At 65.2% G+C, this 25173-nt stretch carries 22 protein-coding genes and 1 tRNA gene; 10 read left to right on the top strand and 13 right to left on the bottom strand.

The annotated features are described in order from the left end of the window. Positions 1-130 precede the first annotated feature (130 nt). The gene (locus A9975_RS36110) at positions 131-1108 is read left to right on the top strand and encodes an AAA family ATPase (RefSeq protein ID WP_150985074.1); all 978 of its coding nucleotides are present in this window, start codon (positions 131-133) and stop codon (positions 1106-1108) included. After that, the gene (locus tag A9975_RS36105; RefSeq protein WP_183036916.1) at positions 1108-2829 is read left to right on the top strand and encodes a cobalt chelatase; all 1722 of its coding nucleotides are present in this window, start codon (positions 1108-1110) and stop codon (positions 2827-2829) included. The genes A9975_RS36110 and A9975_RS36105 overlap by 1 nt, the downstream gene beginning before the upstream one ends. Positions 2830-2866: 37 nt before the next feature. On the opposite strand, the gene A9975_RS36100 is transcribed toward A9975_RS36105, so the two are convergent. The 9 genes from A9975_RS36100 to xsc all read right to left on the bottom strand — a co-directional run bounded on the left by A9975_RS36100 (position 2867) and on the right by xsc (position 12148). Further along, complete coding sequence (locus tag A9975_RS36100) at positions 2867-3868, bottom strand: transketolase family protein (RefSeq protein WP_183036915.1); 1002 nt, start codon at positions 3866-3868, stop codon at positions 2867-2869. Further along, entirely contained in the window at positions 3865-4710 is an 846-nt protein-coding gene (locus A9975_RS36095) for a transketolase (protein WP_183036914.1), read from the bottom strand. Before A9975_RS36095 ends, A9975_RS36100 begins: the two co-directional genes overlap by 4 nt. A gap of 44 nt (positions 4711-4754) precedes the next feature. Then, the gene (locus A9975_RS36090) at positions 4755-6080 is read right to left on the bottom strand and encodes an MFS transporter (protein ID WP_183036999.1); all 1326 of its coding nucleotides are present in this window, start codon (positions 6078-6080) and stop codon (positions 4755-4757) included. Between the two features lie 83 nt (positions 6081-6163). Then, a complete protein-coding gene (locus A9975_RS36085; RefSeq protein ID WP_183036913.1) occupies positions 6164-6913 on the bottom strand; it encodes an SDR family NAD(P)-dependent oxidoreductase in 750 nt (249 codons plus the stop codon). A gap of 179 nt (positions 6914-7092) precedes the next feature. Next, the gene (locus A9975_RS36080; protein ID WP_183036912.1) at positions 7093-7974 is read right to left on the bottom strand and encodes a LysR substrate-binding domain-containing protein; all 882 of its coding nucleotides are present in this window, start codon (positions 7972-7974) and stop codon (positions 7093-7095) included. A gap of 290 nt (positions 7975-8264) precedes the next feature. Continuing rightward, positions 8265-8341 (bottom strand) — tRNA-Arg (locus tag A9975_RS36075). 85 nt (positions 8342-8426) lie between these two features. Further along, positions 8427-9188 (bottom strand): sulfite exporter TauE/SafE family protein, encoded by a 762-nt coding sequence (locus A9975_RS36070; RefSeq protein WP_183036998.1) that lies wholly within the window; start codon positions 9186-9188, stop codon positions 8427-8429. Beyond that, positions 9185-10225 (bottom strand): phosphate acetyltransferase, encoded by a 1041-nt coding sequence (gene pta / locus A9975_RS36065; protein ID WP_183036911.1) that lies wholly within the window; start codon positions 10223-10225, stop codon positions 9185-9187. The genes A9975_RS36070 and pta overlap by 4 nt, the downstream gene beginning before the upstream one ends. An 84-nt stretch (positions 10226-10309) precedes the next feature. Further along, a complete protein-coding gene (gene xsc, locus A9975_RS36060; RefSeq protein ID WP_183036910.1) occupies positions 10310-12148 on the bottom strand; it encodes a sulfoacetaldehyde acetyltransferase in 1839 nt (612 codons plus the stop codon). 484 nt (positions 12149-12632) lie between these two features. On the opposite strand from xsc, the gene tauA reads away from it, so the two are divergent. The 3 genes from tauA (at position 12633) to A9975_RS36045 (ending at position 15380) form a co-directional block, all read left to right on the top strand. After that, positions 12633-13646: a taurine ABC transporter substrate-binding protein gene (tauA, locus tag A9975_RS36055; RefSeq protein WP_183036909.1), complete on the top strand. Its 1014-nt coding sequence runs from the start codon at positions 12633-12635 to the stop codon at positions 13644-13646. 71 nt (positions 13647-13717) lie between these two features. Further along, positions 13718-14494, top strand: coding sequence for a taurine ABC transporter ATP-binding protein (locus A9975_RS36050; protein WP_150986972.1), 777 nt, complete (start codon positions 13718-13720; stop codon positions 14492-14494). A gap of 10 nt (positions 14495-14504) precedes the next feature. Then, positions 14505-15380 (top strand): ABC transporter permease subunit, encoded by an 876-nt coding sequence (locus A9975_RS36045; RefSeq protein WP_150986973.1) that lies wholly within the window; start codon positions 14505-14507, stop codon positions 15378-15380. Positions 15381-15426: 46 nt separating this feature from the next. On the opposite strand, the gene A9975_RS36040 is transcribed toward A9975_RS36045, so the two are convergent. Beyond that, on the bottom strand, positions 15427-16329 hold the full coding sequence (locus A9975_RS36040; protein ID WP_183036908.1) for an SMP-30/gluconolactonase/LRE family protein: 903 nt from the start codon (positions 16327-16329) through the stop codon (positions 15427-15429). A gap of 275 nt (positions 16330-16604) precedes the next feature. On the opposite strand from A9975_RS36040, the gene A9975_RS36035 reads away from it, so the two are divergent. Then, a complete protein-coding gene (locus tag A9975_RS36035) occupies positions 16605-17558 on the top strand; it encodes a 2-hydroxyacid dehydrogenase (RefSeq protein WP_183036907.1) in 954 nt (317 codons plus the stop codon). 58 nt (positions 17559-17616) lie between these two features. Then, positions 17617-18594, top strand: coding sequence for a tripartite tricarboxylate transporter substrate binding protein (locus A9975_RS36030; RefSeq protein WP_183036906.1), 978 nt, complete (start codon positions 17617-17619; stop codon positions 18592-18594). A gap of 35 nt (positions 18595-18629) precedes the next feature. Here the strand turns inward: A9975_RS36030 and A9975_RS36025 are convergent, their stop codons facing one another. From A9975_RS36025 to A9975_RS36010, 3 genes are all read right to left on the bottom strand, one after another. After that, on the bottom strand, positions 18630-19400 hold the full coding sequence (locus tag A9975_RS36025; RefSeq protein WP_043356347.1) for an IclR family transcriptional regulator: 771 nt from the start codon (positions 19398-19400) through the stop codon (positions 18630-18632). A 466-nt stretch (positions 19401-19866) separates the two neighbouring features. Beyond that, entirely contained in the window at positions 19867-21000 is a 1134-nt protein-coding gene (locus tag A9975_RS36020; protein WP_183036905.1) for a 2-aminoethylphosphonate--pyruvate transaminase, read from the bottom strand. A gap of 369 nt (positions 21001-21369) precedes the next feature. After that, entirely contained in the window at positions 21370-21600 is a 231-nt protein-coding gene (locus tag A9975_RS36010) for a hypothetical protein (protein WP_183036904.1), read from the bottom strand. Here A9975_RS36010 and A9975_RS36005 point away from each other — a divergent pair. From A9975_RS36005 to phnY, 3 genes are all read left to right on the top strand, one after another. After that, positions 21599-22312 carry a phosphonate utilization associated transcriptional regulator gene (locus A9975_RS36005; protein WP_183036903.1) on the top strand — a complete coding sequence of 238 codons (714 nt, stop codon included), beginning with the start codon at positions 21599-21601 and terminating at the stop codon, positions 22310-22312. The genes A9975_RS36010 and A9975_RS36005 overlap by 2 nt on opposite strands. A gap of 31 nt (positions 22313-22343) precedes the next feature. Then, positions 22344-23621, top strand: coding sequence for a phosphonoacetate hydrolase (gene phnA, locus A9975_RS36000; RefSeq protein WP_183036902.1), 1278 nt, complete (start codon positions 22344-22346; stop codon positions 23619-23621). 77 nt (positions 23622-23698) lie between these two features. Next, positions 23699-25162 (top strand): phosphonoacetaldehyde dehydrogenase, encoded by a 1464-nt coding sequence (gene phnY / locus A9975_RS35995; RefSeq protein WP_183036901.1) that lies wholly within the window; start codon positions 23699-23701, stop codon positions 25160-25162. The last annotated feature ends 11 nt before the right edge of the window (positions 25163-25173 follow it).

The following is a 25173-nucleotide window of genomic DNA, read 5'->3' as shown; positions in this document are numbered from 1 at the left end:
TGTTGACAAAAATGTATGGCACATGGAGACGAAGGTCAATAGGTGAAATCAATAAACGAGATGATTTGTATCTAAAAACGAAACTGCCCTATCATGGCTAGAAAGGGCGCGCCCAAAGGAGACCGACGTGATGGATATCGTGACTGGCAAGCCGGACAAGATGGTTGCGGCACGCACCCTGTTTGGCATCGACTCCGGCCTGATGGTGCCGGCATTCAGCGAGCGCGACGACCACGTGCCGGAGATCGATGAGGCCTACCGCTTCAACCCCGAAGTGACGCTGGCGATCCTCGCCGGCTTCACGCGGGATCGCCGCGTGATGGTGCAGGGCCTGCACGGCACAGGAAAGTCCACCCATATCGAGCAGGTGGCGGCGCGCCTGAACTGGCCTTGCGTGCGTGTGAACCTGGACGGCCATATCAGCCGGCTAGACCTGGTCGGCAAGGACGCCATCGTGGTGCGTGACGGCCGCCAGGTCACCGAGTTCCAGGAAGGCATCGTGCCGTGGGCGTTGCAGCGCCCGGTGGCGCTGATCTTCGACGAGTACGATGCGGGCCGCCCCGATGTGATGTTCGTGATCCAGCGGATGCTGGAGCGCGACGGCAAGTTCACGCTGCTGGACCAGAACCGCGTGATCCATCCGCATCCGGCGTTCCGCATGTTCGCCACCACCAACACCGTGGGGCTTGGCAACCTGAACGGCCTGTACCACGGCACCCAGATGCTGAACCACGCGCAGATGGACCGCTGGAACGTGGTCGCCACGCTTAACTACCTGCCGCGCGCGGAAGAGGCCAGCATTGTGCTGGCACGTGTGCCGGAGCTGGCGGACGACGCCGGCCGCGCGCTGATCGCATCGATGGTGAGCGTGGCCGAGCTCACGCGCAAGGGTTTTGCCACGGGGGACCTGTCCACGCTGATGTCGCCGCGCACGGTGATCAGCTGGGCCGAAAACTGCCAGATCTTCCGCGACCCGGCGCTGGCGTTCCGGCTGAGCTTTCTCAATAAATGCGACGACGCCGAACGCCCGATCGTGGGCGAGTATTTCCAGCGCTGCTTTGGCCGGGAGGTGGAAGCCGCGCTCGGCGACGCGCCGCAGCCGTGCTGATGCCGCCGCCCCGGACGGCAAACCGCCGCGGCCAGCAGCGCGAGGCCTTGTGCGCGGCGGTGGTGCGTGCGCTCACGGGCGACCGCGCGCTGCATTATCGTGACGGCCGCCTGTGCCGCGACCTGCGGCCGCTGCCGCTGCATGCGCCGCACCTGCGCACCGACCCGCAGGTGGACGACTTTGCCTGCCTGCGCGGCGCGGCGGATGGGGCGGCACTACGGCTCGCGCAGTCGGACGCGGATCTGCACAAGCAGTTGTGCCCGGCGGATCCGGTGGAAAGGCTGGTGTTCGAACTGCTGGAACAACTGCGTTGCGAGTCGCAGCTGCCAGCCGGCATGCCGGGTGTCGCGCAGAACCTGCGCCACCGTTTCGCGGCCTGGTCCCGCGCGTTCCATCGCAGCGGCCTGGCCGAAAGCCACCTCGGCATCCTGCTGTACACCGTGGCGCAGATCGCGTGGTCGCGCCTGTCGGGCTGGCCGGTGCTGGAAGACACCGAAGACCTGATCGAAGCCACGCGCGCGGCCATCGTGCCGGTGCTCGGCGTGCCGCTGGCGGGCTTGCGCCGGCACCGCGCGGAGCAGGGCGCGTTTGCGATCCATGCCCTCGAACTGGCACGGCTGGTGGGCGAGATGCTGCGCGCCGCCCGCGCGCACGGGATGCAAGCCGATGAGCAAGAGGCCGAAGACAACGAAGCCGTGCGCGTGGCGTTCTCACTGGCGCTCGGGTGCGAGGACGACGAACTCGAAGCCATGGCCACGGCCGCCACCGGCAACAGCCGCGTCCTGCACGCGTGCGGCCAAGGCTACCGCGCCTACACCACGCGCTACGACCGCGAGATCGCCCCCGGCACGCTGGTGCGCAAGGATCTGCTGGCGGAGTACCGCGAACGCCTCGACCGGCGCATCGCCGAACAAGGCATCAACGTGGCAAGGCTGGCGCGCGCGCTGACGGCATCGCTCGCCGTGCCGCAGCGCGATGGCTGGTCCTTCGGCGAGGAAGACGGCCGCATCGACGGCAGGCGCCTCGCGCAGCTGGTCACCTCGCCGGCGGAGCGCCGTCTGTTCCGGCAGGAGCGGTACCGGCTGCAGGCGGACTGCGCGGTGAGCTTTCTGATCGATTGCTCGGGCTCGATGAAAGCGCATATCGAGCCGGTCGCCATGATGGTCGACATTCTCGCGCGTGCGCTCGACCAGGCCGGCGTGGCCAGCGAGGTGCTGGGATTTACCACCGGTGCGTGGAATGGCGGCCGCGCCCGGCTCGACTGGCTGGCCCGCGGCCGGCCCGCGCATCCCGGGCGCCTGAATGAAGCCTGCCACATGGTGTTCAAGGATGCCGCCACAAGCTGGCGGCGTGCGCGCGCCAACATCGCCGCGCTATTCAAGGCCGACCTGTTCCGCGAAGGCGTGGACGGCGAGGCGGTCGACTGGGCGTGCGCGCGGCTGCTTGCGCGCGCCGAGACCCGCCGCATCCTGGTCGTGGTATCCGACGGCAGCCCGATGGACAGCGCCACGGGGCAAGCCAACGATGCGTTCTACCTGGACAACCACCTGAAGGAAGTGGTGGCGCGCCACGAGACGCTGCGCGACGTGGAGGTGCTGGGACTTGGCGTGGGGCTGGACCTCAGCCCGTATTACCGCCGCAGCCTGGCGCTGGACTTGTCGGTGCCGATGGATATGCCGGTGTTTGGGGAGATGGTGCGGTGGATCGGGGCTCGGCGGTGAGGGGTCTGCCCACCGCCGAGCCGCCCCGTGCTTCCCCTTAGCCGAGCCAGCCCTTGATGGTTGCCGCCATGACCTTGGCCGAAATGCCGTAGCGATCGTGCAGCGTAGGCAGAGCGCCAGCATCGAGGAAGGCATCCGGCAGGCCAACTTGCCGGAACGGCGCGCTGACGCCCGCGCGCATCAACGCAGCCGCCACGCCTTCGCCAAGACCGCCGATCACCGTGTGGTTCTCGGCGACGACGACGAGCCGTCCGGAGCGCCGGGCCTCGCGCACGATGGTCTCGGTGTCCAGGGGCTTGATCGTTGGCACATGCAGCACGGCGGTGCCGATGCGGTCCGCCTCCAGCGCCTTGGCCACTTCGAGCGCGCGCATGGTCATGATGCCCGACGAGATCACGAGCACCTCTGCGCCGTCGCGCAGCAGCTTTGCCTTGCCAAGCTCAAAGCGATAGTCATACTCATCCAGCACCACGGGCACGTTGCCGCGCAGCAGCCGCGCATAGACCGGGCCGCGATGGGCCGCGATGGCCGGCACCATCTGCTCGATGTCCACCGCGTCGCATGGATCGATGACGGTCATGTTGGGCATCGCGCGCATCAACGCCAGGTCCTCGGCGGCCTGATGGCTTGGGCCGTAGCCTGTCGTCAGGCCGGGCAGCGCGCACACGATCTTCACATCCAGGTTGTCTTCGGCAATGGCCTGGTGCATGAAGTCATAGGCGCGGCGCGTGGCAAAGACTGCGTACGTGGTGACAAAGGGTTGCGCCCCCTCGTGCGCAAGGCCGGCGGCTGCGCCCATCAGCAACTGCTCGGCCATGCCCATCTGGTAGTAGCGCTCGGGGTACGCCTTGGCAAACAGATGCAGGTCGGTGTACTTGCCCAGGTCCGCCGTCATGCCGATCACTTCGGGCTTGTTGCGGGCCAGTTCCACCAGCGCCTGTCCGAATGGTGCAGGGCGCGTCGCCTGGCCTTCTCCGGCAATCGACGCGATCATCGCCGACGTCTTCAGACGCGGCTTGTTCAAGGTTGCGTTGCTCATGCTTGCCTCCCGGCTTCCAGTGCTTCCAGCGCGAGCTGCCACTCGTGGGCGTCGACGCGGATAAAGTGGTTCTTCTCGCGTTGCTCCAGGAAAGGAACGCCGCAGCCCATGCGTGTATCGCAGACAATGATGCGAGGCTGCGCGCCCGGATGCGACCGCGCCGCATCGAATGCCGCCGCCACCGCCGCGATATCGTTGCCATCCACGCGCTGCGTGAACCAGCCGAACGCCTCCAGCTTTTCCACCAGCGGCTCGAACGCCATGATCTGCGTCGATGGGCCGTCGGCCTGCTGGTTGTTGACGTCGACAATGGCGATGAGGTTGTCCAGCTTCCAGTGGCTGGCCGACATGATCCCTTCCCAGATCGCGCCTTCATCCAGTTCGCCATCGGAGAACAGCGTATAGACAAAGGCATCGGAGCCCTTGCGCTTGAGGCCCAGGCAGCGGCCAACGGCAATCGTCAGGCCTTGTCCCAGCGAGCCGCCGGACATCTCCATGCCAGGCGTGTAACTTGCCATGCCTGACATCGGCAGGCGGCTATCGTCGCTGCCATATGTCTCCAACTCGTCCGCAGGCAGGATGCCTGCTTCGAACAACGCGGCATACAAGGCAATGGCGTAGTGCCCGTTGGACAGGAGGAAGCGATCTCGCCCCTCCCACTCGGGATCTTCCGGACGGTACTTCATGGCGCCGAAATACGCGACGGCCAGGACGTCGGCAATGTCGAGTGCTTGCCCGATATAGCCCTGGCCCTGCACTTCGCCCATCAACAGGGCATTCCTGCGGATGCGATAGGCGCGCTCTGGCAATGGTACGGGCGCTACGGATGCGGATGCATTCATGTTCGTCTCCTGCGTGTATCTGATGATCAAGGGAATGGGAAATCTCAGCGGTTGACTGCCTTTGCCGGGACAAGGAAGACAAGCAATGCGCCGAGCACGATGGCAACCGAGATGAAGATCAGGCCGGCCGTCGATTTCCCGGTCAGATCGTTGAGCCAGCCGACGATGGCCGGGGAAAAGAACCCTGCGAGGTTGGCAACGCAGTTGACGGCGGCGATTCCGGCCGCTGCCGACATGCCACCCAGCAAAGCAGTGGGCAACGCCCAGAACTGCGACGACGACGTCAGGATGCCCGCCGCCGCGATGCTCAGGCAGATGATCGAGGCGCTGACGCCACCAAGCAGAGGGAGCGTGGCAAAGCCCGCCGCGGCCACCAGCATCGGGACCGCCAGGTGCAGGCGCCGCTCGCGGTGGTGGTCCGCGCTCATGCCGACCAGCGGCAACGCAACGATCGCGCACAGATACGGCAGGGCGGTGAGGATGCCCACCCACAAAGGATCGGCGACGCCAGCCTTCCTGACGATGGTCGGCAACCAGAACGTCAGGCCATACTGTCCGAGCACGACGCAGAAGTAGATGGATGCCATCAGCCAGAGCCGGCGATCGGCGATGAACGCGCGAATCGACACGTGCGAGACCTTCTGGGCGTTGTCGCCGGCGACGTTGCGCGCGAGCAGTGCTTTTTCCGCTTCGGTGAGCCACTTCGCACTCTGGATGCCGTTGTCCAGGTAGAGCAGGATGGCGATGCCGAGAACGAGCGAGGGCAGCGCCTCCAGCATGAACAGCCACTTCCACCCGGCGAGGTCCAGCGCGCCGTGGAACGCGTGCATGATGTAGCCGGAAAGCGGCCCGCCCACGATGCCCGCCAACGGAATCGCCATGAAGAACATCGACAGCGCCTTGGCCCGTCGTTCCGATGGGAACCAGTAGGTCATGTAGAGGATGACACCCGGCGCGAATCCGGCCTCCGCCACGCCTAGCAGGAAACGCAGCACGTAAAAGGAGGTAGGACTGCTCACAAACGCGAAGCTCGCCGAGATGACGGCCCACGTCAGCATGATGCGCGCGAGCCAGTTGCGCGCCCCCACCTTGTGCAGGATCATGTTGCTGGGGACTTCGAAGAGGAAATAGCCAAGAAAGAAGATGCCGGCGCCAAGGCCATAGATCGTTTCGCTGAAGCGCAGGTCATTGAGCATCTGCAGCTTGGCGAATCCCACGTTGACCCGGTCCAGGTAGGCGCCGAGATAGCACAGCATCAGGAACGGTATCAGGCGCCGCACCACTTTTGCGTAGGTTCTGGACTCAAAGGAGGCCGCATCCGCGTGCGCCATCACATCGCCCGCAACGGGCGAAGCGTATTTGGTTTTCATGTTGTCTCCTGCCATGCGCCCCGGGTTCGCCCGGGTGCGCGGATTGTTCCGCCAGCTGAAGGGAAGGCGGTAGTCGGGGACGATCAGTGAATCAGCATCCCGCCATTGACGTCGAGCGTGATGCCCGTCAGGTAAGCGGACAAGTCGCTGATCAGGAACAGGCAAGCATTGGCCACGTCGGCGGCGTCACCCAGGCGGCCCAGCGGAATCCCCTTGATGATGTCGGCACGCATTTCCACGGTGAGCTTGTCGCCGGTGATGTCCGTCTGGATCAGGCCGGGCGTGATGGAGTTGACGCGGATGTTGTCGCCACCGAATTCGCGGGCCATGGCACGTGCAAGGCCAAGCACGCCCGCCTTGGCCGCGCTGTAGTGCGGCCCCCCGAAAATGCCGCCGCCACGTTGCGCGGAGACCGACGACATGCAAACGATGCTGCCGCGCTTTTGCTCCTTCATCTGCGGGAGGACGGCCTGCGACATGTAGAGCGTGCCGCGCAGGTTCACGTCGACCACGGCGTCGAAATTGGCGGGCTGGATATCCAGCGTCCGTACCGGCTGCGTAATCCCCGCGTTATTGACCAGTCCATCGATCCGGCCGTATTTTTCCAGGGTGGCGCGCGCTGCCAGTTGGCAGGCCTCGCGGTCGGTCACATCGCAGGCGAGGCCGAGATGCCCTGCGCCAAGTTCCAGCGCTGCACGCTGGGCGTCGGCCTGCTGCAGGTCCAGCACCACCACCTTGGCGCCCTGTGCGGCAAGGACGCTTGCCGTTGCCCTGCCGATGCCGCGGGGGGAGGCGGCGCCGGTTACGATCACAACTTTGTTCTCGAGCATCATTTTTGTCTCCTGGTTGTTGAAATGATGATTCGAGTGTCGTGCCTCGGGCAGCGCCGATCAATGCAGTCCATCTCAGCTATTGCTGAGAAATTTTCAGTTGAGGGATTGGATTCCGGGAGACGAGGGTATTGTGCGTCGCACAATCACGGAACCTGCCGACTGCCTATGATGCGGCTGGGCTACTTCAATTCCCGGTCGATCCAGTCGAGAAAGCGCTGTACCCGGGGCAGATCCGCATTCTGCGATGGGCAGACGATGTGATGGCCCCCCACCTCAACGGCATACGTCTGGTCAAAGACCGGCACCAGCGTCCCCTTGCCGATATGGACCGACGCGAGCAGCATGCTTTCCAGCGCCACGCCGATGCCCAGTGCCGCGGTCTCCAGCGACATGTAAGAGCGGTCAAAGGAAAAGTCGAACGCCTGGTGCTCGCCGCCGGACACGCCAAACCTGGCAAACCATTGCTGCCATTGGACAAGCGGTGTCTCTGAGAAGACCAGGCGCTGGCCCAGCAGGTCAGCCGGCGTGCGTATGGGGTGTTTGGCAAGATACTCGGGGGAGGCCAGGGGCGCGATGAACTCGTTGCGCAATGTCTTGACCTGCAAGTCCCGCCAGTGCGCATAGCCGTAGCGGATATCGACGTCGTAGTAGCCGCTTGTGAAGGAGACATCCTCGTAGGAGCAGGCGATATTCAGCTGGATGTCGCCGTTGTCGGCCTGGAAGGACTTCAATCGCGGCAGCAGCCACATCAGGCCGAAGCTCGGGCTCGAATGCACCCTGAGTATGTCGACTTGCGCCTGGCTCGATGCGCGCTCGGTGGCGCGGTTCAGTTCCGCAAGCGATCCCGTGACGTCGCGCAGGTATTGCTCTCCGACTGGCGTCAGCGCCAGCCCTCGCCCCTGCCGGAAGAATAGCGGCTGGCCGATGATGGTTTCGAGGTTGGCAATCTGATGGCTCACCGCCGACGCGGTCAGGCCCAGTTCCTCGGATGCCCGGCTAACGCTCTTCGTTCTCGCGACGCTCTCGAACGCGATGATCGACTTCAGCGGCGGAATGCGCATGTTCGGCCCTCGGGCAACGGCAGCAGTACGAATGGGCGGGTGTGGCAGGCGGTGAAGTACCGAAGCTGGTGTGGTGTCATCTGCGCTGTCCCGAGCGGCAAGCAGGTGCCGATGCTGGTATCGATGACGTAGTGTAAGCGGGGGCCAATTCCAGCGTCAATTTGGCACCCGGCACCCGGGGGGCGGTTCAGAGCCGGTGATTGCGGGCGATGCGTGATGCGCCAGGCAAAACGCAAAAACGGCTTAGAGATCAAAGTTCTCTAAGCCGTTGGTTTGCTACTCGTGTCAGGTGGTGCGGCTGGCAGGATTCGAACCCACGACCCCTTGGTTCGTAGCCAAGTACTCTATCCAACTGAGCTACAGCCGCACGCGAGGGCAGGACTATATCGCACCTGGCGAAAAATACAAGGGGGTATGCAGATAAAAGTGGGGGGCCGTCCCTGATTGGCGGGCTAAGTCACCAGATCAACCAGCCCCGGCAACATCAAATACCCTCCCATCACCACCAGCACCCCAAACGCAATCCGCCGCGTTGCCACCGCCGAGAGCGGTGGCGGAAAACGCCGGGCCGCCATCGTGGTCAATGCCACAACCGGTACGGCAAGCGCTGCCTGCATCCAGATCTCGGCACTGAGTTGCCCCTGCCACGCACTGAACAAGGTGCGTGTCACGGAGGTCGCGGTGAACACAAGAATCAACGCGCAGCGGATCTCCACCAGCGACAGCGGCTGGCGATAGAACTGGAAGATCAGCGGCGGCCCGGACACGCCAAACATGCCGCTGAGCAAGCCGCCAAAGATACCGCTGACAAAGAAGCTGCGGTTGCCCGAGCGCCGTGGCAGCGGCGCAGGGTGCAGCGCGGCGCTAACGCCGCCGTACAGCACCACCGCGCCCAGCAGCCATTGCAGGATGCCGGCGGCGGCGCCGCTCAGGTAGTCGAGGATCAGCACGCCGACCACCACGGAGGGCAGGATGCCGAGCGTGGCCGCGCCTACCGCGCGCCAGTCGATGTGATGCAGCTTGCCGGGCAGCGCCACGGCGCTGTTGGCCAGCGTCACCAGGCTCACCAGCGTGGCAACGGTCGCCACCGGCGCGAGGTCCAGCCCGCTGGTCGCGCCCATCACGATCATGCCCAGGCCAAAGCCGGTCACCGTCTGGAAGTAGCTTGCCGCGCCCATCAGCGCGAGCAGCGGCAACAGGTGTTCCGCGGTCATGGCTGGCATGCGGCCATCGGGGCTTCCGGCTGGGCTTGCGCGGCGGCTTGCGCCTGCACCGCGGTGACGGCGATCACGTAAAACACGTCGTCGGCGCTGCAGCCGCGCGACAGATCGTTGGCTGGCTTTTGCAGCCCTTGCAGCAAGGGCCCGATCGCCTTGGCGCCGCCCACGCGCTCGGCCAGCTTGTAGCCGATATTGCCGGCCTCCAGGCTGGGAAAGACCAGCACATTGGCGCGGCCTTCCACCTTGGAGTGCTCGATCTTCTTCCTGGCGATCTCGGCAACGATGGCGGCATCGAGCTGCACGTCGCCATCGATGGCCAGCGCCGGGCGCTGCGCCTGCACCAGGCGCGTGGCTTGCACCACTTTATCGACCGCGGCATGCCGGGCGCTGCCGCTGGTGGAGAACGACAGCATGGCGACGCGCGGTGCATCCATCAGCAGGTTTTGCGCGCTGTCGGCCGCGGCCATGGCGATCTCGGCCAGCTCAAAGGCGTCGGGATCCACCACCAGCCCGCAATCGGAGAAAATCAGGCCGCCCTTCAATGCATGGAACGGCTCGCACAACATCATCAGGAAGAAGCTCGATACCAGCTTGAACGCCGGGTGAATGCCGATGACCTGGATGGCGGTGCGCACCACGTCGGCGGTGGTGTGCACCGCGCCGGCCACCGAGCCATCCGCATGGCCCAGGCGCACCATCAGGTTGGCGAAGCACAGGGGCTTGAGCGCTTCGCGCCTGGCGTCTTCCAGCGTCATGCCTTTTTTCGCGCGCAGGGCAAACAGCTTCTGCGCGAGGGACGGCGTGAGCGCGGAGGTGGCGGGGTCGATCACGTCCATGCCGGCCAGGTCGATGCTCTCGCTGGCGGCCGCCTGGCGGATGCGCGCCGCGTCGCCCACCAGCACGATGCGCGCGATGCCCTCATGGGCCGCGCGTTGCGCGGCGTGCAGGATGCGCGGGTCTTCGGCCTCGCACAGCACGATGCGCCTGGGTTCGGCGCGGGCGCGCTCGATGATGCGGTTGATCGCTTTCATGATGGGGTCGCTCAGAATGGAAAATGGCCGGAAGCAGCGGGCGCTGCCTCCGGCCACCGGCCAAGCGCCCGCTAACTCACTGGCTCAGACGTAGTCCTTGTACTTGTCGAGCATGCGCACGGGCTTTGCCAGCGCGTCGCGGCGGAACGGGTCGCCGAGCTCACGGGTGCACATGATCTCGATGATGGTGGTCTTGCCGTGGTGCATCTGCAGGTCGATGGCGCGCTTGAGCGCCGGGCCGACGTCTTCCAGCTTGTCCACCACGATGCCCTCGGCGCCCATGGCGCGGGCGATCTCCGCAAAGCTCTGGTTGTCCAGCTCGCCGGCGACGAAGCGGCGGTTGTAGAAGTCCACCTGGTTCTTCTTCTCCGCGCCCCATTGGCGGTTGTGGAACACCACGGCCGTCACGGGGATGTTGTGGCGCACGGCGGTCATGGTCTCCATCAGGCTCATGCCCCAGGCACCGTCGCCGGCGTAGGACACGGCCGGGCGGTGGGGCGCGGCCACCTTGGCGCCCATGATGGTGGGGAAGGCATAGCCGCAGTTGCCCCAGCTCATGGCAGCGAAGAAGCTGCGTGGCTTGTTGAAGCGCAGGTAGCTGTTGGCCACCGAGTTGATGTTGCCGATGTCGGTGGACACCATCACGTCTTCGGGCATGGCCTTCTCCAGCTCGCGCAGGACCTGGCGCGGATGCAGGTAGTGTCCGCCGGTGGGCGTGCGCTCCTGCTTCTGCTCCTCGATCATGTCCAGGCTGTAGGGGTCGCGCTCGTGGGTCCACTCGTCGAGTTCTTTTTCCCAGGCGGCCTTCTCGGCGGCGATCTGGCCGGCGCGGTCTTCGCGGGAGGCGTCGCAAGCCAGGGTGCGGCCGGCCAGGCGCGCGGTCAGTGCCACGGCAGCGGCCTTGGCATCGCCGCAGATGCCCACCGAGATCTTCTTGACCAGGCCGAGCATCTTGTGGTCGGCATCGATCTGGATGATCTTGGCGTGCTTGGGCCAGTAGTCCATGCCGTGCTGGGGCAGGGTGCCGAAGGGTCCGAGGCGCGAGCCGAGGGCGATGACGACATCGGCGCGGGCGAGCAGCTTCATGGCCGCCTTGGAGCCCTGGTAGCCCAGCGGGCCACACCACAGGGGATGGCTGGCGGGGAAGGAGTCGTTGTGCAGGTAGCTGTTGACCACCGGGGCGCCCAGCCGCTCGGCGAGGGCCTGGCATTCGTCAATCGCATCGGCCATGACCACGCCGCCGCCGGAGATGATGACGGGAAACTTGGCCTTGGCGATCAGCTCGGCGGCTTCGTTCAGGCGCTGGTCGCCGCCGGGGCCGCGGTCCAGGCGCTGGGGCTGGGGGATCTCGGCCTTGATGTGGCCGTAGAAGTAGTCGCGGGGGATATTGAGCTGGGTCGGCCCCATCTCGGCCATGGCGCGGTCGAAGCAGCGGCCGGTGTACTCGGCCATGCGTGCGGGGTGGGTGACGTGGCCCTGGTACTTGGTGAACTCCTGGAACATGGGCAACTGCTTGGCTTCCTGGAATCCGCCCAGGCCAATGCCCATGGTGCCGGCCTCCGGGGTGACGATGACCACCGGGCTATGTGCCCAGTAAGCGGCGGCGATGGCGGTCACGCAGTTGCTGATGCCGGGGCCGTTCTGTCCGATGACGACGCCGTGGCGGCCCGAGACGCGGGCATAGCCGTCGGCCATGTGGCCGGCGCCTTGCTCGTGCACGACGGGGATCAGGCGGATGCCGGCGGGGGCGAAGATGTCCATGGCGTCCATGAAGGCCGAGCCCATGATGCCGAACATGTCGGTGACGCCGTTGGCGGCCAGGGTCTCGACAAAGGCTTCCGACGGGGTCATCTCTTGCGGGCCGGTGGTGGCGGCGCCAGCTTGGGTGCCTGCGGCGAGGGTTTCGGGAAGATGTTCGCTCATGGTGTGGTGTCTCCGGTCTTCGATCAAAACGGAACCAAATGTTCCGAAAAGTGTTCGTGGATCGAAATGTAGGATGAGACTAAGCGATGGTCAATAAGAAAATCCGATAAACGGAATGCGGTGTACCTAAAAACGGTAGTAAATACCCTTTAAAGTGACGCAAGTTCAACCTGCGCGCCCATGTGGACCCACAGTTGGTCCCCGCTGGCTCTAACCCGGCGGCGGGCCGCTTTCTACCATACGGTTACACCTTGCCCAGCGCTGCTTGCCAAAGCGCCTGGTGCACGCCGCGACGACTCGCCAAAGCGCAGAGCGCCGCTAAGAAAGGAGAGGACGCAAAGACGTCCCAACCAGACGGAGACACTGGCATGCCTCATGCTTATCACCTCTTCCTCCTCGAGCAGGCACCGCCTTGGTGCCGGGCTTTCCCTGCCGGCGGACTCCGCCACAGCACATCACACCGTTCATCTTGAGGAGGTTCATCATGCGTTGGTTCAAGCAGCTTGCAGCAAGCGTGGCACTGGCGGCCGTCGTCGCCCCGGGCGCCTACGCGCAGACCAAGGAAGTTGTCATCGCCTACCAGGACATGGTGGTGCCATGGCGCTATGCGCAGGACATGAAGGAAGTCGAGAAGCAGACCGGCTACAAGGTCTCGTTCCGCCAGTTCGGCGGCGGCGGCGACGTGATCCGCGCCATGGCGTCGGGCCAGATCGCCATCGGCGAAGCCGGTACCTCGCCGATTGCCTCGGCGTTGTCGCAGGGGCTGGACGTGGAGCTGTTCTGGATCCTTGACGACATCAACGCGGCCGAGGCCATGGTGGCGCGCAACGGCAGCAATATCAACAGCGTGGCAGACCTCAAAGGCAAGCGGGTGGGCGTGCCTTTTGTCTCCACCACGCACTACCACACGCTGGTGGCGCTGGAGCAGGCCAAGATCAATCCCAAGGACGTCAAGATCATGAACATGCGGCCGCCCGAAGTGGCCGCGGCCTGGGAGCGTGGCGACATCGATGCCACCTTTATCTGGGACCCGGTGCTGGCCAAGCTCAAGCAAACGGGCAAGGTGCTGGTGACCTCCGGCAAGATCGCCGCCGAGACCGGCAAGGCCACCTTCGACGGCATGATCGCCAACAAGAAGTTCGCGCGGGAGAACCCCGAGTTCATGGTCAAGTTCGTCAAGATCCTGGCCGCGGCGGATGACAAGTATCGCCAGGACAAGGCGGCGTGGACCCCGGAGTCGCCGATGGTGAAGGCGGTGGCCAAGGTCTCGGGCGCCAAGCCCGAGGCGGTGCCGGCCAGCATGGCGCTATACGGTTTCCCCACGCTGGAGGAGCAGGCCTCGCCCCGCTGGCTGGGCGGCGGCGCGGCCAAGGCGCTGCAATCGGCGGCGCAATTCCTGAAGGAGCAGGGCACGATCCAGACCGTGTTGCCGGACTACGGCTCGGGTGTGAATGCGGAGTGGGTGAAGCGCGCCCTCGCCACCAGGACGCCGGCCTGATTTGCCAGTGCCGCGCGGCGGGCGACGCTGGCCGCGCGGCCTTGAATCCTCTTTTCAGGAAGTTTGCAGCTATGGCCAAACTCGAAATCGACAACCTGAGCGTTAACTACGGCGGCCGCGGTGGCGCCGATACGCTGGCCCTGTCGCAAGTCAATCTCACCATGGAGCGCGGTGATTTCGTGGTCGCGCTCGGTGCTTCCGGGTGCGGCAAGACCACCTTGCTATCGTGCATCGCCGGTTTCATGCAACCCTCGGAAGGCGAGATCCGCCTCGACGGCAAATCCGTGCACGGCCCGGGTGCCGAGCGCGGCGTCGTGTTCCAAAAGCATGCATTGATGCCCTGGCTCAATGTGCTGGACAACGTGGCGCTGGGCCTGCGGCTGCGCGGCGTGCCGCGCGCCGAGCGCCTGCGCATCGCGCAGGAAAAGCTGGCGCTGGTCGGCCTGGAGAAAGTGGCGGCCAAGCCGGTCTACCAGCTCTCGGGCGGCATGCAGCAGCGCGTGGGCATTGCCCGCACGCTTGCCAACGATCCGGCGGTGATGCTGATGGATGAGCCGCTCGGCGCGCTCGACGCGCTCACGCGCGAGACGATCCAGGCGCTGATCCTCAAGCTGTGGGCGGCGGAGCAGAAGATCGTGTTCTTCATCACCCACAGCGTGGAGGAAGCGCTGTTCCTGGCCACGCGGCTGATCGTGATGACGCCCTCGCCGGGCCGCATCGCGCATACCTATGAGCTGCCCTTCGCCCGACGCTTCATTGCCTGCGGCAACGCCCGCGAGGTCAAGGCCGATCCGGAGTTCATCCGGTACCGCGAAGAAATCGTCAACCTGATCCATGCCACGCCCTGAGGAGTCCGACATGTCTGCTTCTGCTCAAAGACTCGAGCCCGCGCCGGGCACCGCCGCCGTGGCCGCCAAGCCGCCCGCGCGCCGCATGAAGGCCGTCTCCGGCTACCGCTTGCCGGGCGAAGGCTCCAGCTCGCGCATCTCCACCATTACAGTGGTGTCGCTGCTGGCGCTATGGTGGATCGCCAGCCACCTGCGTTGGCTGCCGCCGCTGTTCCTGCCCACGCCGGAAGCCATCATCAACGCGTTTATCGATGCCTGGAACGGCAATGTGCAAGGCGGCCTGCCGCTGACCGAGCACTTTCGCGCCAGCATGGTGCGCGTGTTCGGCGCCTTTGCGCTGGCCACCGTCACGGCGGTGCCGATCGGCGTGATGATGGGGGTGTCGCGCATTGCGCGCGGCGTCTTCGATCCGCCGATCGAGTTCTATCGCCCGCTGCCGCCGCTGGCCTACCTGCCGCTGATCGTGATCTGGTTCGGCATCGATGAAACGTCCAAGATCCTGCTGATCTTCCTGGCTTGCTTCGCGCCGCTGGCGATGTCCGCGCAGGCCGGCGTGCGCTCGGTCACCATCGAGCAGATCAACGCGGCGTATTCGATGGGCGCCAACCGCTGGCAGGTGATCCGCCATGTGGTGATCCCCGCCGCGCTGCCGGACATCCTGACCGGCATGCGGATTGCCATCGGCTTTGGCTGGACCACGCTGGTCGCGGCGGAGATGGTGGCTGCCACCTCGGGCCTGGGGCAGATGGTGCTCAACGCGTCGAACTTCCTGCGCACGGATGTGGTGATCATGGGCATCGGGCTGATTGGCCTGATTGCTTATACCTTTGACCTGCTGATGCGCAAGACGGAGAAGTGGCTGGTGCCCTGGAAGGGGAGGATGTAAAGCCTGTGACTGGCCGGGCGGCGGCATGCGCTGCCCGATTGCCAGGTCACGCCGCTAGCTGGAAAGGGCGCTCCGCAATACCGGCGACACCGGGGCGAAAAGCGAATACCCCGCCGGCCAGCGGCTGCCCGGCTCGCACCGACGCATCGGCCGGGCGAATCGACGTGACGAACAAGGTCTTCATGTCGGCGCCGCCAAAGGCGCACATCGCCGGTTTTTTCACGGGAAGCGCGATGCTGCGGTCCAGGCGCCCCTCTGGCGTAAAACGGTGCACGACGCCGGCGTCATTCCCGCAGATCCAGTAGCAGCCATCGACGTCCACGGCAGCGCCGTCCGGGCGCCCCGGATATTGCCGCATGTCGATCCACAGGCGCCGCCGGTTGGCCACGCCGTCCGCGACATCGTAGTCGAACGCCCAGATCGCCTGCGCATCAGGATGCGAGTCCGACAGGTACATCGTCCGTCCGTCGGGCGACCATGCCATCCCGTTGGGAACGATCAGTCCCTCGATCTGCCGCTGCAGGCCACGCGCGTCGAAGCGATACACCGAGCCGATCGATTGCGCCGGATGCATGTCGAGGTGCATGGTGCCCGCCCAGAATCGCCCTTGCCGATCACACCGGCCGTCGTTGAATCGCATGGATGGGGCAGGGTGAGCGACGCTGGCGAGCCTTCGGCTGGTCATGCTGCCATCGGGCTGTGGTTGCAGGTGGAACAGGCCGCTCTGCATGCCGGCGACAAAGCCATCGGCGCTAGCCGGGGCGATGCATCCCGCCATTTCGGGCAATTGCCAGGTACGGATTGCCGCGTCGGCGGCGCGCCATTCGAACAGTGTCCGGGCGGGGATGTCCGACCAGTACAGGCATTGCGTCCGCGTATCCCAGAACGGGCTTTCGCCGACCGCATTGCGGACATCGGCAATCAGGTCGATGGGTGAATCAGTGATCATGATCTATCAGCTTGAACATCATCATGGCCGGAGCGGCTTCTTGATCTTAGTATGCGCCTCAGGCTGCTCTTTGTGTTGCGTTGTCGTACAACAAATTATAAGGAAATCCGAGAGTCGGTGCGAGAGACTTTCGTTTTCATCGATTATTACAGAGTGTTAACCCTGGACGTCCGATTTACTGCTTGTTTCGAAATCACCTAAGTCATAGGATGACGTATGAGTTTAGCGCCGAAACAGATCACGCGAATCCGCACCTTCCAGATAGGACTCACCGTATGAAAGCCAACATCCTGCAGCTGAACCCGATCCTCATCCCTGCCATCAACGACAAGCTGGATTCGCTCTACACCATGCACCGCTTGTTCGAGCAAACCGACAAGGATGCCTATCTGCGCGAGCACGGGCCCACGATCCGCGCGGTCATCACCGGCGGCCACACCGGCATTACCAGGGCGATGATGGCGCAACTGCCCGCGCTTGCGGTGGTGGCGGTCAACGGCGTCGGCACCGATGCGGTCGACCTCGAATATGCCCGCGCGCGCGGCCTGCCGGTGACCGGGACGTTCGGGGCGCTGACCGAGGACGTCGCGGATCTCGCCGTGGGCCTGTTGATCGCCACGTGCCGTGGCATGTGCGCGGGCGACCGGTTTATCCGTGCCGGCGACTGGCTCCGCCATCCGCAGCCAAGCGCTATCCCGCTGGCCCGCCGCGTCAGCGGCATGCGCGTGGGCATCGTCGGCATGGGTCGCGTGGGCCGGGCCATCGCGGCGCGCATGACGGCGTTCGGTTGCCCCGTCGCCTACACCGACCTCAAGGCGATGGATGACGTTCCCCACACCTTCGTGCCCGACCTCGTGGCACTGGCCCGCCAGAGCGATGCGCTGATTCTTGCCGCCGCCGCGGACAAGGCGGAGGGCATCGTCAATGCCGAAGTGCTCGACGCGCTGGGCAAGGATGGCTACCTGATCAACATCGCGCGCGGACGGCTGGTCAAGGAAGACGACCTGGTCGCGGCGCTGACATCCGGGCGCATCGCCGGCGCCGGGCTGGATGTCTTCGTCGATGAGCCGAACGTGCCGCAAGCCCTGTTCGCGCTGGACAACGTCACGCTGCAGGCGCACCGCGCCAGCGCCACGCACCAGACGCGGGCCGCCATGGGGGAGATGGTCCTGGCAAGCATTGCCCAGGCGCTGGCCGGGCAACGGCCCGAGTTCAGCCTCACGACCTGAGCGCTGGCAGCCCAGTTCGTTCGCCCGGAAGTCAGGAATCAAAATGAGAGGAGACAAGATGCAGAGCCAATATCTGGCGGCAATGGCCGTGACCGTGACCGTGACCGTGAGCGTGCTGGCGTCCGGCATGGCCGTTGCGCAGTCCTATCCGGCCAAGCCGGTCACCATCGTGATCGGTTCCAGCCCCGGCAGCACCACGGATGGCCTGGCCCGCGCAATGGGTGCCCAGATCACCCGGGAGACGGGCCAGCCGGTCATCGTCGACAGTCGCCCCGGCGCATTCGGCGGCATCGCGGCGCAGCTTGTCGCGCGCTCGGCGCCCGACGGCTACACCCTGTTCATGACCACCAACACCACGCAAGCGGCCAATCCGCACCTGGTGAAGAACCTGCCCTACAACCCCATCAAGGACTTTGCGCCGATCGGCCAGGTGGTCCAGGGCTACATGGTGATGGTGGTGAACCCCAACGTGAAGGCCACGAACGTGCCCGAGTTCATCGCACTGGCCAAGAAGGAGCCGGGCAAGCTGACCTTCGGCTCCGGCTCATCATCGGCGCGGGTCGCCACCGAGCAATTCCAGCACATGACCGGGACGAAACTCACGTACGTTCCCTACAAGGCCAATCCGGCCGCCGTGATCGACCTGGTGGCCGGACAGACCGACGTGATGATCGTCGACCTGACCACCAGCCTGCCGCAGGTCAAGGCCGGCAAGCTGCGCGCGCTCGGCGTCAGCAGCCCGCAGCGCTCGCCGCTGCTGCCCAACGTGCCGACCATCGCGGAGCAAGGCGTGAAGGGCTATGAGTCTGGTTACTGGAACGGGCTGTACGCCCCGGCAGGCACGCCGGCGCCGATCATCAACCGGCTCAACGCGCTGATGCGCAATGCCATGGCGACCGAATCCATCCGCCATTTCGTGACGGAGAACGGCATGGAGGTCAAGGTGTCGTCGCCGGAGGAGCTGGCTAAATTCCAGCTTGCCGAGCTCGCTCGCTGGGGCGCCATCATCAAGACGGCAGGCATCCAGCCTGAATAGCGGCGACGCTCACGGGCTGGATGCAAAACGGGCGCTCAGAACGTAGCGGCCAGCTCCCTCGCTGTTTCCTGCAGGCGCGGCACGAACTCCAGCGAGCGCGACAACGGCGAGCGTGCCGTAGGCGCATGCACGGCCAGCGCCGCCACCACCTGCCCGCGCTCATCCCGCACCGGCACGGCCACGCAGGAGATCCCCGCCACGAACTCTTCGTTGTCCACGCCAAGCTGCTTGTGCGCGCTGCGGTCCAGCTCGGCTTCGAGCAATTCCACATTGGTGACCGTGTTGGGCGTAAAGCGCTCCAGCGGCAGCTGCCGCACCAGCGCGGCGCGCTGCTCGCGCGGCAGCAGCGATAGCAGCAGCTTGCCACTGGCCGAGCAGTGCAGCGGCACGCGCGAGCCCGGCTTCAGGTCCAGCCGCAGCGGCCACGGCGCTTCCATGCGGTCCAGGTACAGCACCGAGGTTTCGTGCAGCATGGTCAGGTTGACTGTCTCGCCGATGTCCGCCACCAACCGCGCCAGGATGGCATGGCGCAACTGCCGCGTACCCGAATGCGTGACGATGGCCACGCCAAGGCGCGACAGGCGCGGCCCCACGGCATAGGCATTGCGCGCGCCCGGCTCGCGGATCACCAGCCCGCCGGCCTCCAGCGCGCCAAGCATGCGGTGCAGCGAAGCCTTGGGCGCTTCGAAACCCTGCATGATTTCCGCCAGCGACAAGGGGCGGTCGGCCGCAACCAGGAATTCGAGCAGGGCGAAGGCGCGCAGCGTAGGGGTGTCGCGGTCCGCCGCTGCCGCGTCGGCAGCCATGCTCGGGGCCGGCGCCGCGGCGGCCGGTTCCTCCAGGCGCAGGGACGCCTTCGCGCGCGCGGGTTTTGCGGGCTTGTTCTTGGGGGCCTCGGAAGGCGCTTTTTTGGGTGCCGCTACTGTTGCCGATTTCAATTCGGACTCCGTTCCGGAAAACGAGACAATTTGATTGTACTTCCGGAGCGGCATTCGCCACTAGCGGCGTATCAAGGCTTGATCCAGTTTTGCCGCCTGCACTTAAAGTCAAAGGCAACTGCAGTTTCACCACCCCTGCGGGGCGGCGACCTACTTTCTTGTCTTGCCAAGAAAGTAGGCAAAGACGGCGCCCCATACGGCCTTGGCACACCTTCACGGCTCGCTTCGCATCGCGCGTTCTTATCCCGCCGGTTGGCTCCCCTCTCCCATACTTGTGGGAGAGGGGCCGGGGGAGAGGGCGGGCGTTCGCCGGGGCGATGGCTCCGCAGGTGCTTCAAGCCGCCCTGGCCAGCGGTGCCTTCATCTGGATGCCCATTTCCGCGAGCGTCTCGCCGATTGCGCTCACCACATTGCGCATCTCATTGGCGTCGATTGCGCCGATGCAGCCCACGCGGAAGGTTTCCACCTGCGTCAGCTTGCCGGGATAGAGGATGTAGCCACGCTCGCGCACCTTGGCGTAGAAGGTCTTGAAGTCGTAGCGGGCGTCGTCCGGTGCGTGGAAGGTGACGATGATGGGGGCCTGCACTTCTGGTGAGAGGTAGGGGCGCAAACCCAGTTCGGCCATGCCGCCCACCAGCGTCCGGTAGTTGGCGCGATAGCGTGCGCCGCGCACCGGTTGTCCGCCTTCTTCCAGGAACTGGTCGAGCGCGGCGCGGAAGGCAGCTACCACGTGCGTGGGCGGGGTGAAGCGCCACTGGGTGGTCTTCTGCATGTAGGTGTACTGGTCGTACAGGTCCAGCGCCAGCGAATGGCTGTTGCCCTGGCTGGCTTCCAGCACGCTCTTGTTCACCAGCACGAAGCCCATGCCCGGCACGCCTTCGATGCACTTGCCGGTGGCGGCCACCAGCGCGTCGAACGGCATGGTGCGCGCATCGATCTCCAGCGCACCGAAGGAGCTCATGGCATCGACGATCAGGCCCTTGCCAAGGCGCGCGCACAGTGCGGCGATCTCGGGCAGGGGGTTGAGCACGCCGGCGCCGGTTTCGCAGTGCACCTGCGCCACGTGGGTGATGGACGCATCGCGCAGCAGCGCGGCTTCGATCAGCGCGGCGGTGGCGGGCTGGTCTTCGGGAATCGGTAGTTCCACGCTGGCTCGTCCCAGCACCTTGCAGATCTTGAGGATGCGCTGGCAATAGGCGCCGTTCTGCGGCACCAGCACCTTGCCGTCGCGCGGCACCACGTTGGCGATGGCGGCTTCCACCGAGAAGGTGCCGCTGCCCTGCATGGGCACGCAGACGTGCGTATCCTGCCCGCGCACGATGGCGATCAGGTCGTCGCACAGGCTGCGCGTGATGGCGTTGAAGCTGGTGTCCCACGATCCCCAGTCCCGCAGCATGGCTTGCTTGGTGGCGAGCGAGGTGGTGAGGGGGCCGGGGGTCAGCAGGATGGGGTCGTTGCCGCGGATCATGGCGTGCTCTTGGATTGGGATCAGGGGAGTGGTTGGCTCCGGCCGGTGTCTCCAGCCGGATGACGATGGGTCGATTAGTCGATGGGTTGCTTAACGTTTAGTCGTTGCGCCCGGATCGCCGCCAGGCCAGGGCGCCAGCACAAAGCACAGCAGGGCGAGCACCAGGCTATCCGGCGCCACCTTGGCGAAGCCGTCGGCGTATGGCTTCAACGTCTCGATTTCCCTCGCCGTGTGGACGGTGAGGTCGTCTTTTGCGCCAGCGCGGCACTAGCCGAACAGAGGGCCAGTGCACCGGCAGCCAGGTACGGAACGAGCCTGAACGTCGCTTTCATGTGGGGCTTCTTGTGGCATTTTAGGTGGTGTTGTGTGTCAATTTGGTGAATTTGTTGCAGTAATTTTGGTGTGTTGCACCACCAAAGAACAGCCCCATTTTACCGTTAAACGATTGTTTTTAAACACTTTAAATACAAATGTATGGCTTCTTCTGGATGTTGGAGGCGTTTCGCGCCTATCGCCGCTGCCAAGTTTGTTGACAATATACAAACTGCTTGCTTTAATGACAACCAGGATTTTCGATGTACCCGAATCAGGAGTCTTCATGTCACGGCCAGCCGCTCAGTCGAGCGATATCGCGATCCTGCAGAGCCAGTCGCTGACCACCCTGGTGCAGCGCGAGCTTGAAATGCGCATCGTGTCCGGCGGCCTGCTGCCAGGCGCCAGGCTCAATGAAATCGAACTCGCGGGCGAGTTCAATGTGTCGCGCGGCCCGCTGCGCGAAGCCTTCCGGGCGCTGGAGCAGGCCGGCCTGCTGCGCACCGAGAAAAACCGCGGTGTGTTCGTGCGCGCCATCTCCCTGGAAGAAGCCGACGAGATCTATGCGCTGCGCGCGGTGCTGGATGAGTACGTAGGCCGGCTGCTCGCCGCCAACATCACGGCGCAGGGCGTGCGCGAGCTGCGTGCGCTGATCGAGGCCATGGGCGCGGCCAGCACCGCGCGCGACCTCGACGAATACACCCGTCTTAACCTCACCCTGCATGACCGCATGGTCGAACTCGCCGGCAACCGCAAGCTGGTGGAAACCTACCGGCGCCTGGTCAAGGAACTCACCTTGTTCCGGCGCGAGGCGCTTTCCGCCGACAGCAACGCCATCCCCGCCTCTACCCGCGAGCACCGCGAGATCGTGTCGGCCATAGCCGCGCGCGATGTCGAGCTGGCGGGCAGGCTGATGCGCGAGCACGTGGAACGCGGCCGCGCCCGCATGCATGCCGCCGTGGCGCCAGTGGATGGCGGCGCCGCAACCGATCAGCCCTGAAGCCTTTCCTTTCCCGCACAGGAACCCCGACATGTCGAACCCGAATCTTTCCAGCGTCGCCGCCCCGAGCATCACTGTCAATCAGCGCACCTACCAATGGATGAAACAGCCCGTGGTGGTGGTCTGCGTGGACGGATGTGAATTCGATTACCTGGAAGCCGCCGCCGCCAGCGGCCGCGCGCCGTACCTGAAACGGCTGCTGGCCGAGGGCGCGAGCTTTCGCGGGGCATGCGTGGTGCCCACCTTCACCAACCCGAACAACCTGTCCATCGTGTGCGGCGCGCCGCCGGCGGTGCACGGCATCTGCGGCAACTACTTCTTCGATCGCAGCGCCAACGGTGGCCGCGGCGAGGAAGTGATGATGAACGACCCCAAGTACCTGCGCGCCGGCACCATCCTGGCCGCCTTTGCCGATGCCGGCGCCAGCGTGGCGGTGGTGACCGCCAAGGACAAGCTGTGCCGGCTGCTCGGCCATGGCATGCGCGGCATCTGCTTCTCCTCGGAAAAGGCCGACCAGGCCACGCTGGAGGACAACGGCATCGACAACGTGCTGGACCTTGTCGGCATGCCGGTGCCGAGCGTGTACAGCGCCGAGCTGTCCGAGTTTGTCTTTGCCGCCGGCGTGCGGCTGATGGAAACCCGCCGGCCGGACCTGATGTACCTGTCCACCACTGACTACATCCAGCACAAGTTCGCTCCCGGCTCGGACGGCGCCAATGCGTTCTACGCCATGATGGACAAGTACCTGGCGCAGCTCGACGCGCTCGGCTGCGTGGTGGCGCTGACCGCCGACCACGGCATGAACGCCAAGCACGATGACGCTACCAAGGCCCCTAACGTGATCTACCTGCAAGACCAGTTCGACAGCTGGATCGGCCGTGGCGTGGAAGCCGGCGGCGCGCGCGTGATCCTGCCGATCACCGATCCCTATGTGGTGCACCACGGCGCGCTTGGCTCCTATGCCACCGTCTACCTGCCGGAAGATGTCGACCGCGCCGCGCTCAAGGGCAAGCTGGCGGACCTGCCGGGCATCGAAAGCGTGCTCGACAACGCCGAAGCCTGCGCGCGCTTCGAGCTGCCGCCGGACCGCGTGGGCGACCTGGTGATCGTCAGCGACAAGCACGTGGTGCTGGGCACCAGCCAGAGCCGCCACGACCTGTCCGGGCTGGACGCACCGCTGCGCTCCCACGGCGGCGTGTCGGAGCAGACCGTGCCGCTGGTGTTCAACCGCGCCACGGCGGGTATTCCCGGCAAGGCGCAGCTGCGCAACTTCGACATCTTCGACGTCGCGCTCAATCACCTGCACTGAGCGCCGCCCGCATCCGCGGCCGTATCCGCATTCACCCCGATTCGTATCCGTCCCGAACTCCTGACGCGAGAACCGACATGAACGCCCCTAAGTTTTCCACCGGCCAGGTCAGCCCGCACTTCCGCGCCGAAGCGCTGCGCATCGATGGCAAGAAGGTCATGCGCGAGCGCGTGATCGAAGTGTGCAACCCGTACGACGGCTCGCTGGTCGGGACCGTGCCGATGGCCAGCGTGGAAGACGTGCGCCAAGCGTTTGCCGTGGCGCGCGCCTACCGCTCCACGCTGACCCGCTTCGAGCGTGCCGCCATCCTCAACCGCGCCGCCGCGCTGCTGCGCGAGCGCGTGGAGGAGGCGTCCGACCTGATCACGCTGGAGTCCGGGCTATGCAAGAAGGATTCGCTGTACGAGATCGGCCGCGTGGCCGATGTGCTTGGCTTTGCCGCCAACGAAACCCTGCGCGATGACGGCCAGCTGTTCTCGTGCGACCTGACCCCGCACGGCAAGAAGCGCCGCGTGATGACCCAGCGCTCGCCGTTCCTCGGCGTGATTTGCGCGATCACGCCGTTCAACCATCCGATGAACCAGGTCGCGCACAAGGTGGCGCCGTCCATTGCCACCAACAACCGCATGGTGCTCAAGCCTTCGGAAAAGGTGCCGCTGTCCGCCTACTACCTGGCCGATATCCTCTATGAAGCCGGCTTGCCGCCGCAGATGCTGCAGGTGGTCACGGGCGACCCGCGCGAGATCGCCGACGAACTGATCACCCACCCCTCGGTGGATCTGGTCACCTTCACCGGTGGCGTCGGCATCGGCAAGTACATCGCCAACAAGGCCGGCTACAAGCGCGTGGTGCTGGAGTTGGGCGGCAACGATCCGCTGATCGTGATGGACGATGCCGACCTGGAGCGCGCCACCGACCTGGCGGTGCAGGGCTCGTACAAGAATTCCGGGCAACGCTGCACGGCGGTCAAGCGCATGCTGGTGCACCAGGCCGTGGCGGAGCGGTTTACCGAGCTGGTGGTGGAAAAGACCCGGGCATGGAAATACGGCGACCCCATGGACCGCACCGTGGACATGGGCACCGTGATCGACGCCGAAGCCGCCGCGCTGTTCGAGTCCCGCGTGAAAGAAGCCGTTGCGCAGGGCGCCCGCCTGGTGCTCGGCAACCACCGCGACGGCGCGCGCTACTCGCCCACCGTGATCGACCGCGTGGACCCCGCCATGACGGTGGTGCGGGAGGAAACCTTCGGCCCGGTCTCGCCCATCATCACCTTCCGCGATATCGACGATGCCATCCGCATCGCCAATGGCACGGCCTTTGGCTTGTCCTCGGGGGTGTGCACCAACCGCATGGATGACTTTGCCCGCTTTGCCGATGAATTGCAGGTGGGCACCGTCAACCTGTGGGAGGTACCCGGCTATCGTATCGAGCTGACGCCGTTTGGCGGGATCAAGGATTCGGGGCTTGGCTACAAGGAAGGGGTGCAGGAGGCGATCAAGAGTTTTACTAATCTGAAGTCGATTACGATGCCATGGGGGTAGGGGGTAGGGGC

This window comes from Cupriavidus sp. UME77 (genome assembly GCF_014170355.1).
Taxonomy (GTDB): Bacteria; Pseudomonadota; Gammaproteobacteria; order Burkholderiales; family Burkholderiaceae; genus Cupriavidus; species Cupriavidus basilensis.
Note: the sequence above shows the minus strand (reverse complement) of the source record. Positions and strands in the feature narration are given on the sequence as shown.

Excerpts from the sequence above, each read along its gene's own strand:
- A9975_RS36110 (WP_150985074.1), top strand. The coding sequence starts at position 131 with ATGGATATCGTGACTGGCAAGCCGGACAAGATGGTTGCGGCACGCACC.
- A9975_RS36105 (WP_183036916.1), top strand. The coding sequence starts at position 1,108 with ATGCCGCCGCCCCGGACGGCAAACCGCCGCGGCCAGCAGCGCGAGGCC.
- A9975_RS36100 (WP_183036915.1), bottom strand. The coding sequence starts at position 3,868 with ATGAGCAACGCAACCTTGAACAAGCCGCGTCTGAAGACGTCGGCGATG.
- A9975_RS36095 (WP_183036914.1), bottom strand. The coding sequence starts at position 4,710 with ATGAATGCATCCGCATCCGTAGCGCCCGTACCATTGCCAGAGCGCGCC.
- A9975_RS36090 (WP_183036999.1), bottom strand. The coding sequence starts at position 6,080 with ATGAAAACCAAATACGCTTCGCCCGTTGCGGGCGATGTGATGGCGCAC.
- A9975_RS36085 (WP_183036913.1), bottom strand. The coding sequence starts at position 6,913 with ATGATGCTCGAGAACAAAGTTGTGATCGTAACCGGCGCCGCCTCCCCC.
- A9975_RS36080 (WP_183036912.1), bottom strand. The coding sequence starts at position 7,974 with ATGCGCATTCCGCCGCTGAAGTCGATCATCGCGTTCGAGAGCGTCGCG.
- A9975_RS36070 (WP_183036998.1), bottom strand. The coding sequence starts at position 9,188 with ATGACCGCGGAACACCTGTTGCCGCTGCTCGCGCTGATGGGCGCGGCA.
- pta (WP_183036911.1), bottom strand. The coding sequence starts at position 10,225 with ATGAAAGCGATCAACCGCATCATCGAGCGCGCCCGCGCCGAACCCAGG.
- xsc (WP_183036910.1), bottom strand. The coding sequence starts at position 12,148 with ATGAGCGAACATCTTCCCGAAACCCTCGCCGCAGGCACCCAAGCTGGC.
- tauA (WP_183036909.1), top strand. The coding sequence starts at position 12,633 with ATGCGTTGGTTCAAGCAGCTTGCAGCAAGCGTGGCACTGGCGGCCGTC.
- A9975_RS36050 (WP_150986972.1), top strand. The coding sequence starts at position 13,718 with ATGGCCAAACTCGAAATCGACAACCTGAGCGTTAACTACGGCGGCCGC.
- A9975_RS36045 (WP_150986973.1), top strand. The coding sequence starts at position 14,505 with ATGTCTGCTTCTGCTCAAAGACTCGAGCCCGCGCCGGGCACCGCCGCC.
- A9975_RS36040 (WP_183036908.1), bottom strand. The coding sequence starts at position 16,329 with ATGATCACTGATTCACCCATCGACCTGATTGCCGATGTCCGCAATGCG.
- A9975_RS36035 (WP_183036907.1), top strand. The coding sequence starts at position 16,605 with ATGAAAGCCAACATCCTGCAGCTGAACCCGATCCTCATCCCTGCCATC.
- A9975_RS36030 (WP_183036906.1), top strand. The coding sequence starts at position 17,617 with ATGCAGAGCCAATATCTGGCGGCAATGGCCGTGACCGTGACCGTGACC.
- A9975_RS36025 (WP_043356347.1), bottom strand. The coding sequence starts at position 19,400 with ATGGCTGCCGACGCGGCAGCGGCGGACCGCGACACCCCTACGCTGCGC.
- A9975_RS36020 (WP_183036905.1), bottom strand. The coding sequence starts at position 21,000 with ATGATCCGCGGCAACGACCCCATCCTGCTGACCCCCGGCCCCCTCACC.
- A9975_RS36005 (WP_183036903.1), top strand. The coding sequence starts at position 21,599 with ATGTCACGGCCAGCCGCTCAGTCGAGCGATATCGCGATCCTGCAGAGC.
- A9975_RS36010 (WP_183036904.1), bottom strand. The coding sequence starts at position 21,600 with ATGAAGACTCCTGATTCGGGTACATCGAAAATCCTGGTTGTCATTAAA.
- phnA (WP_183036902.1), top strand. The coding sequence starts at position 22,344 with ATGTCGAACCCGAATCTTTCCAGCGTCGCCGCCCCGAGCATCACTGTC.
- phnY (WP_183036901.1), top strand. The coding sequence starts at position 23,699 with ATGAACGCCCCTAAGTTTTCCACCGGCCAGGTCAGCCCGCACTTCCGC.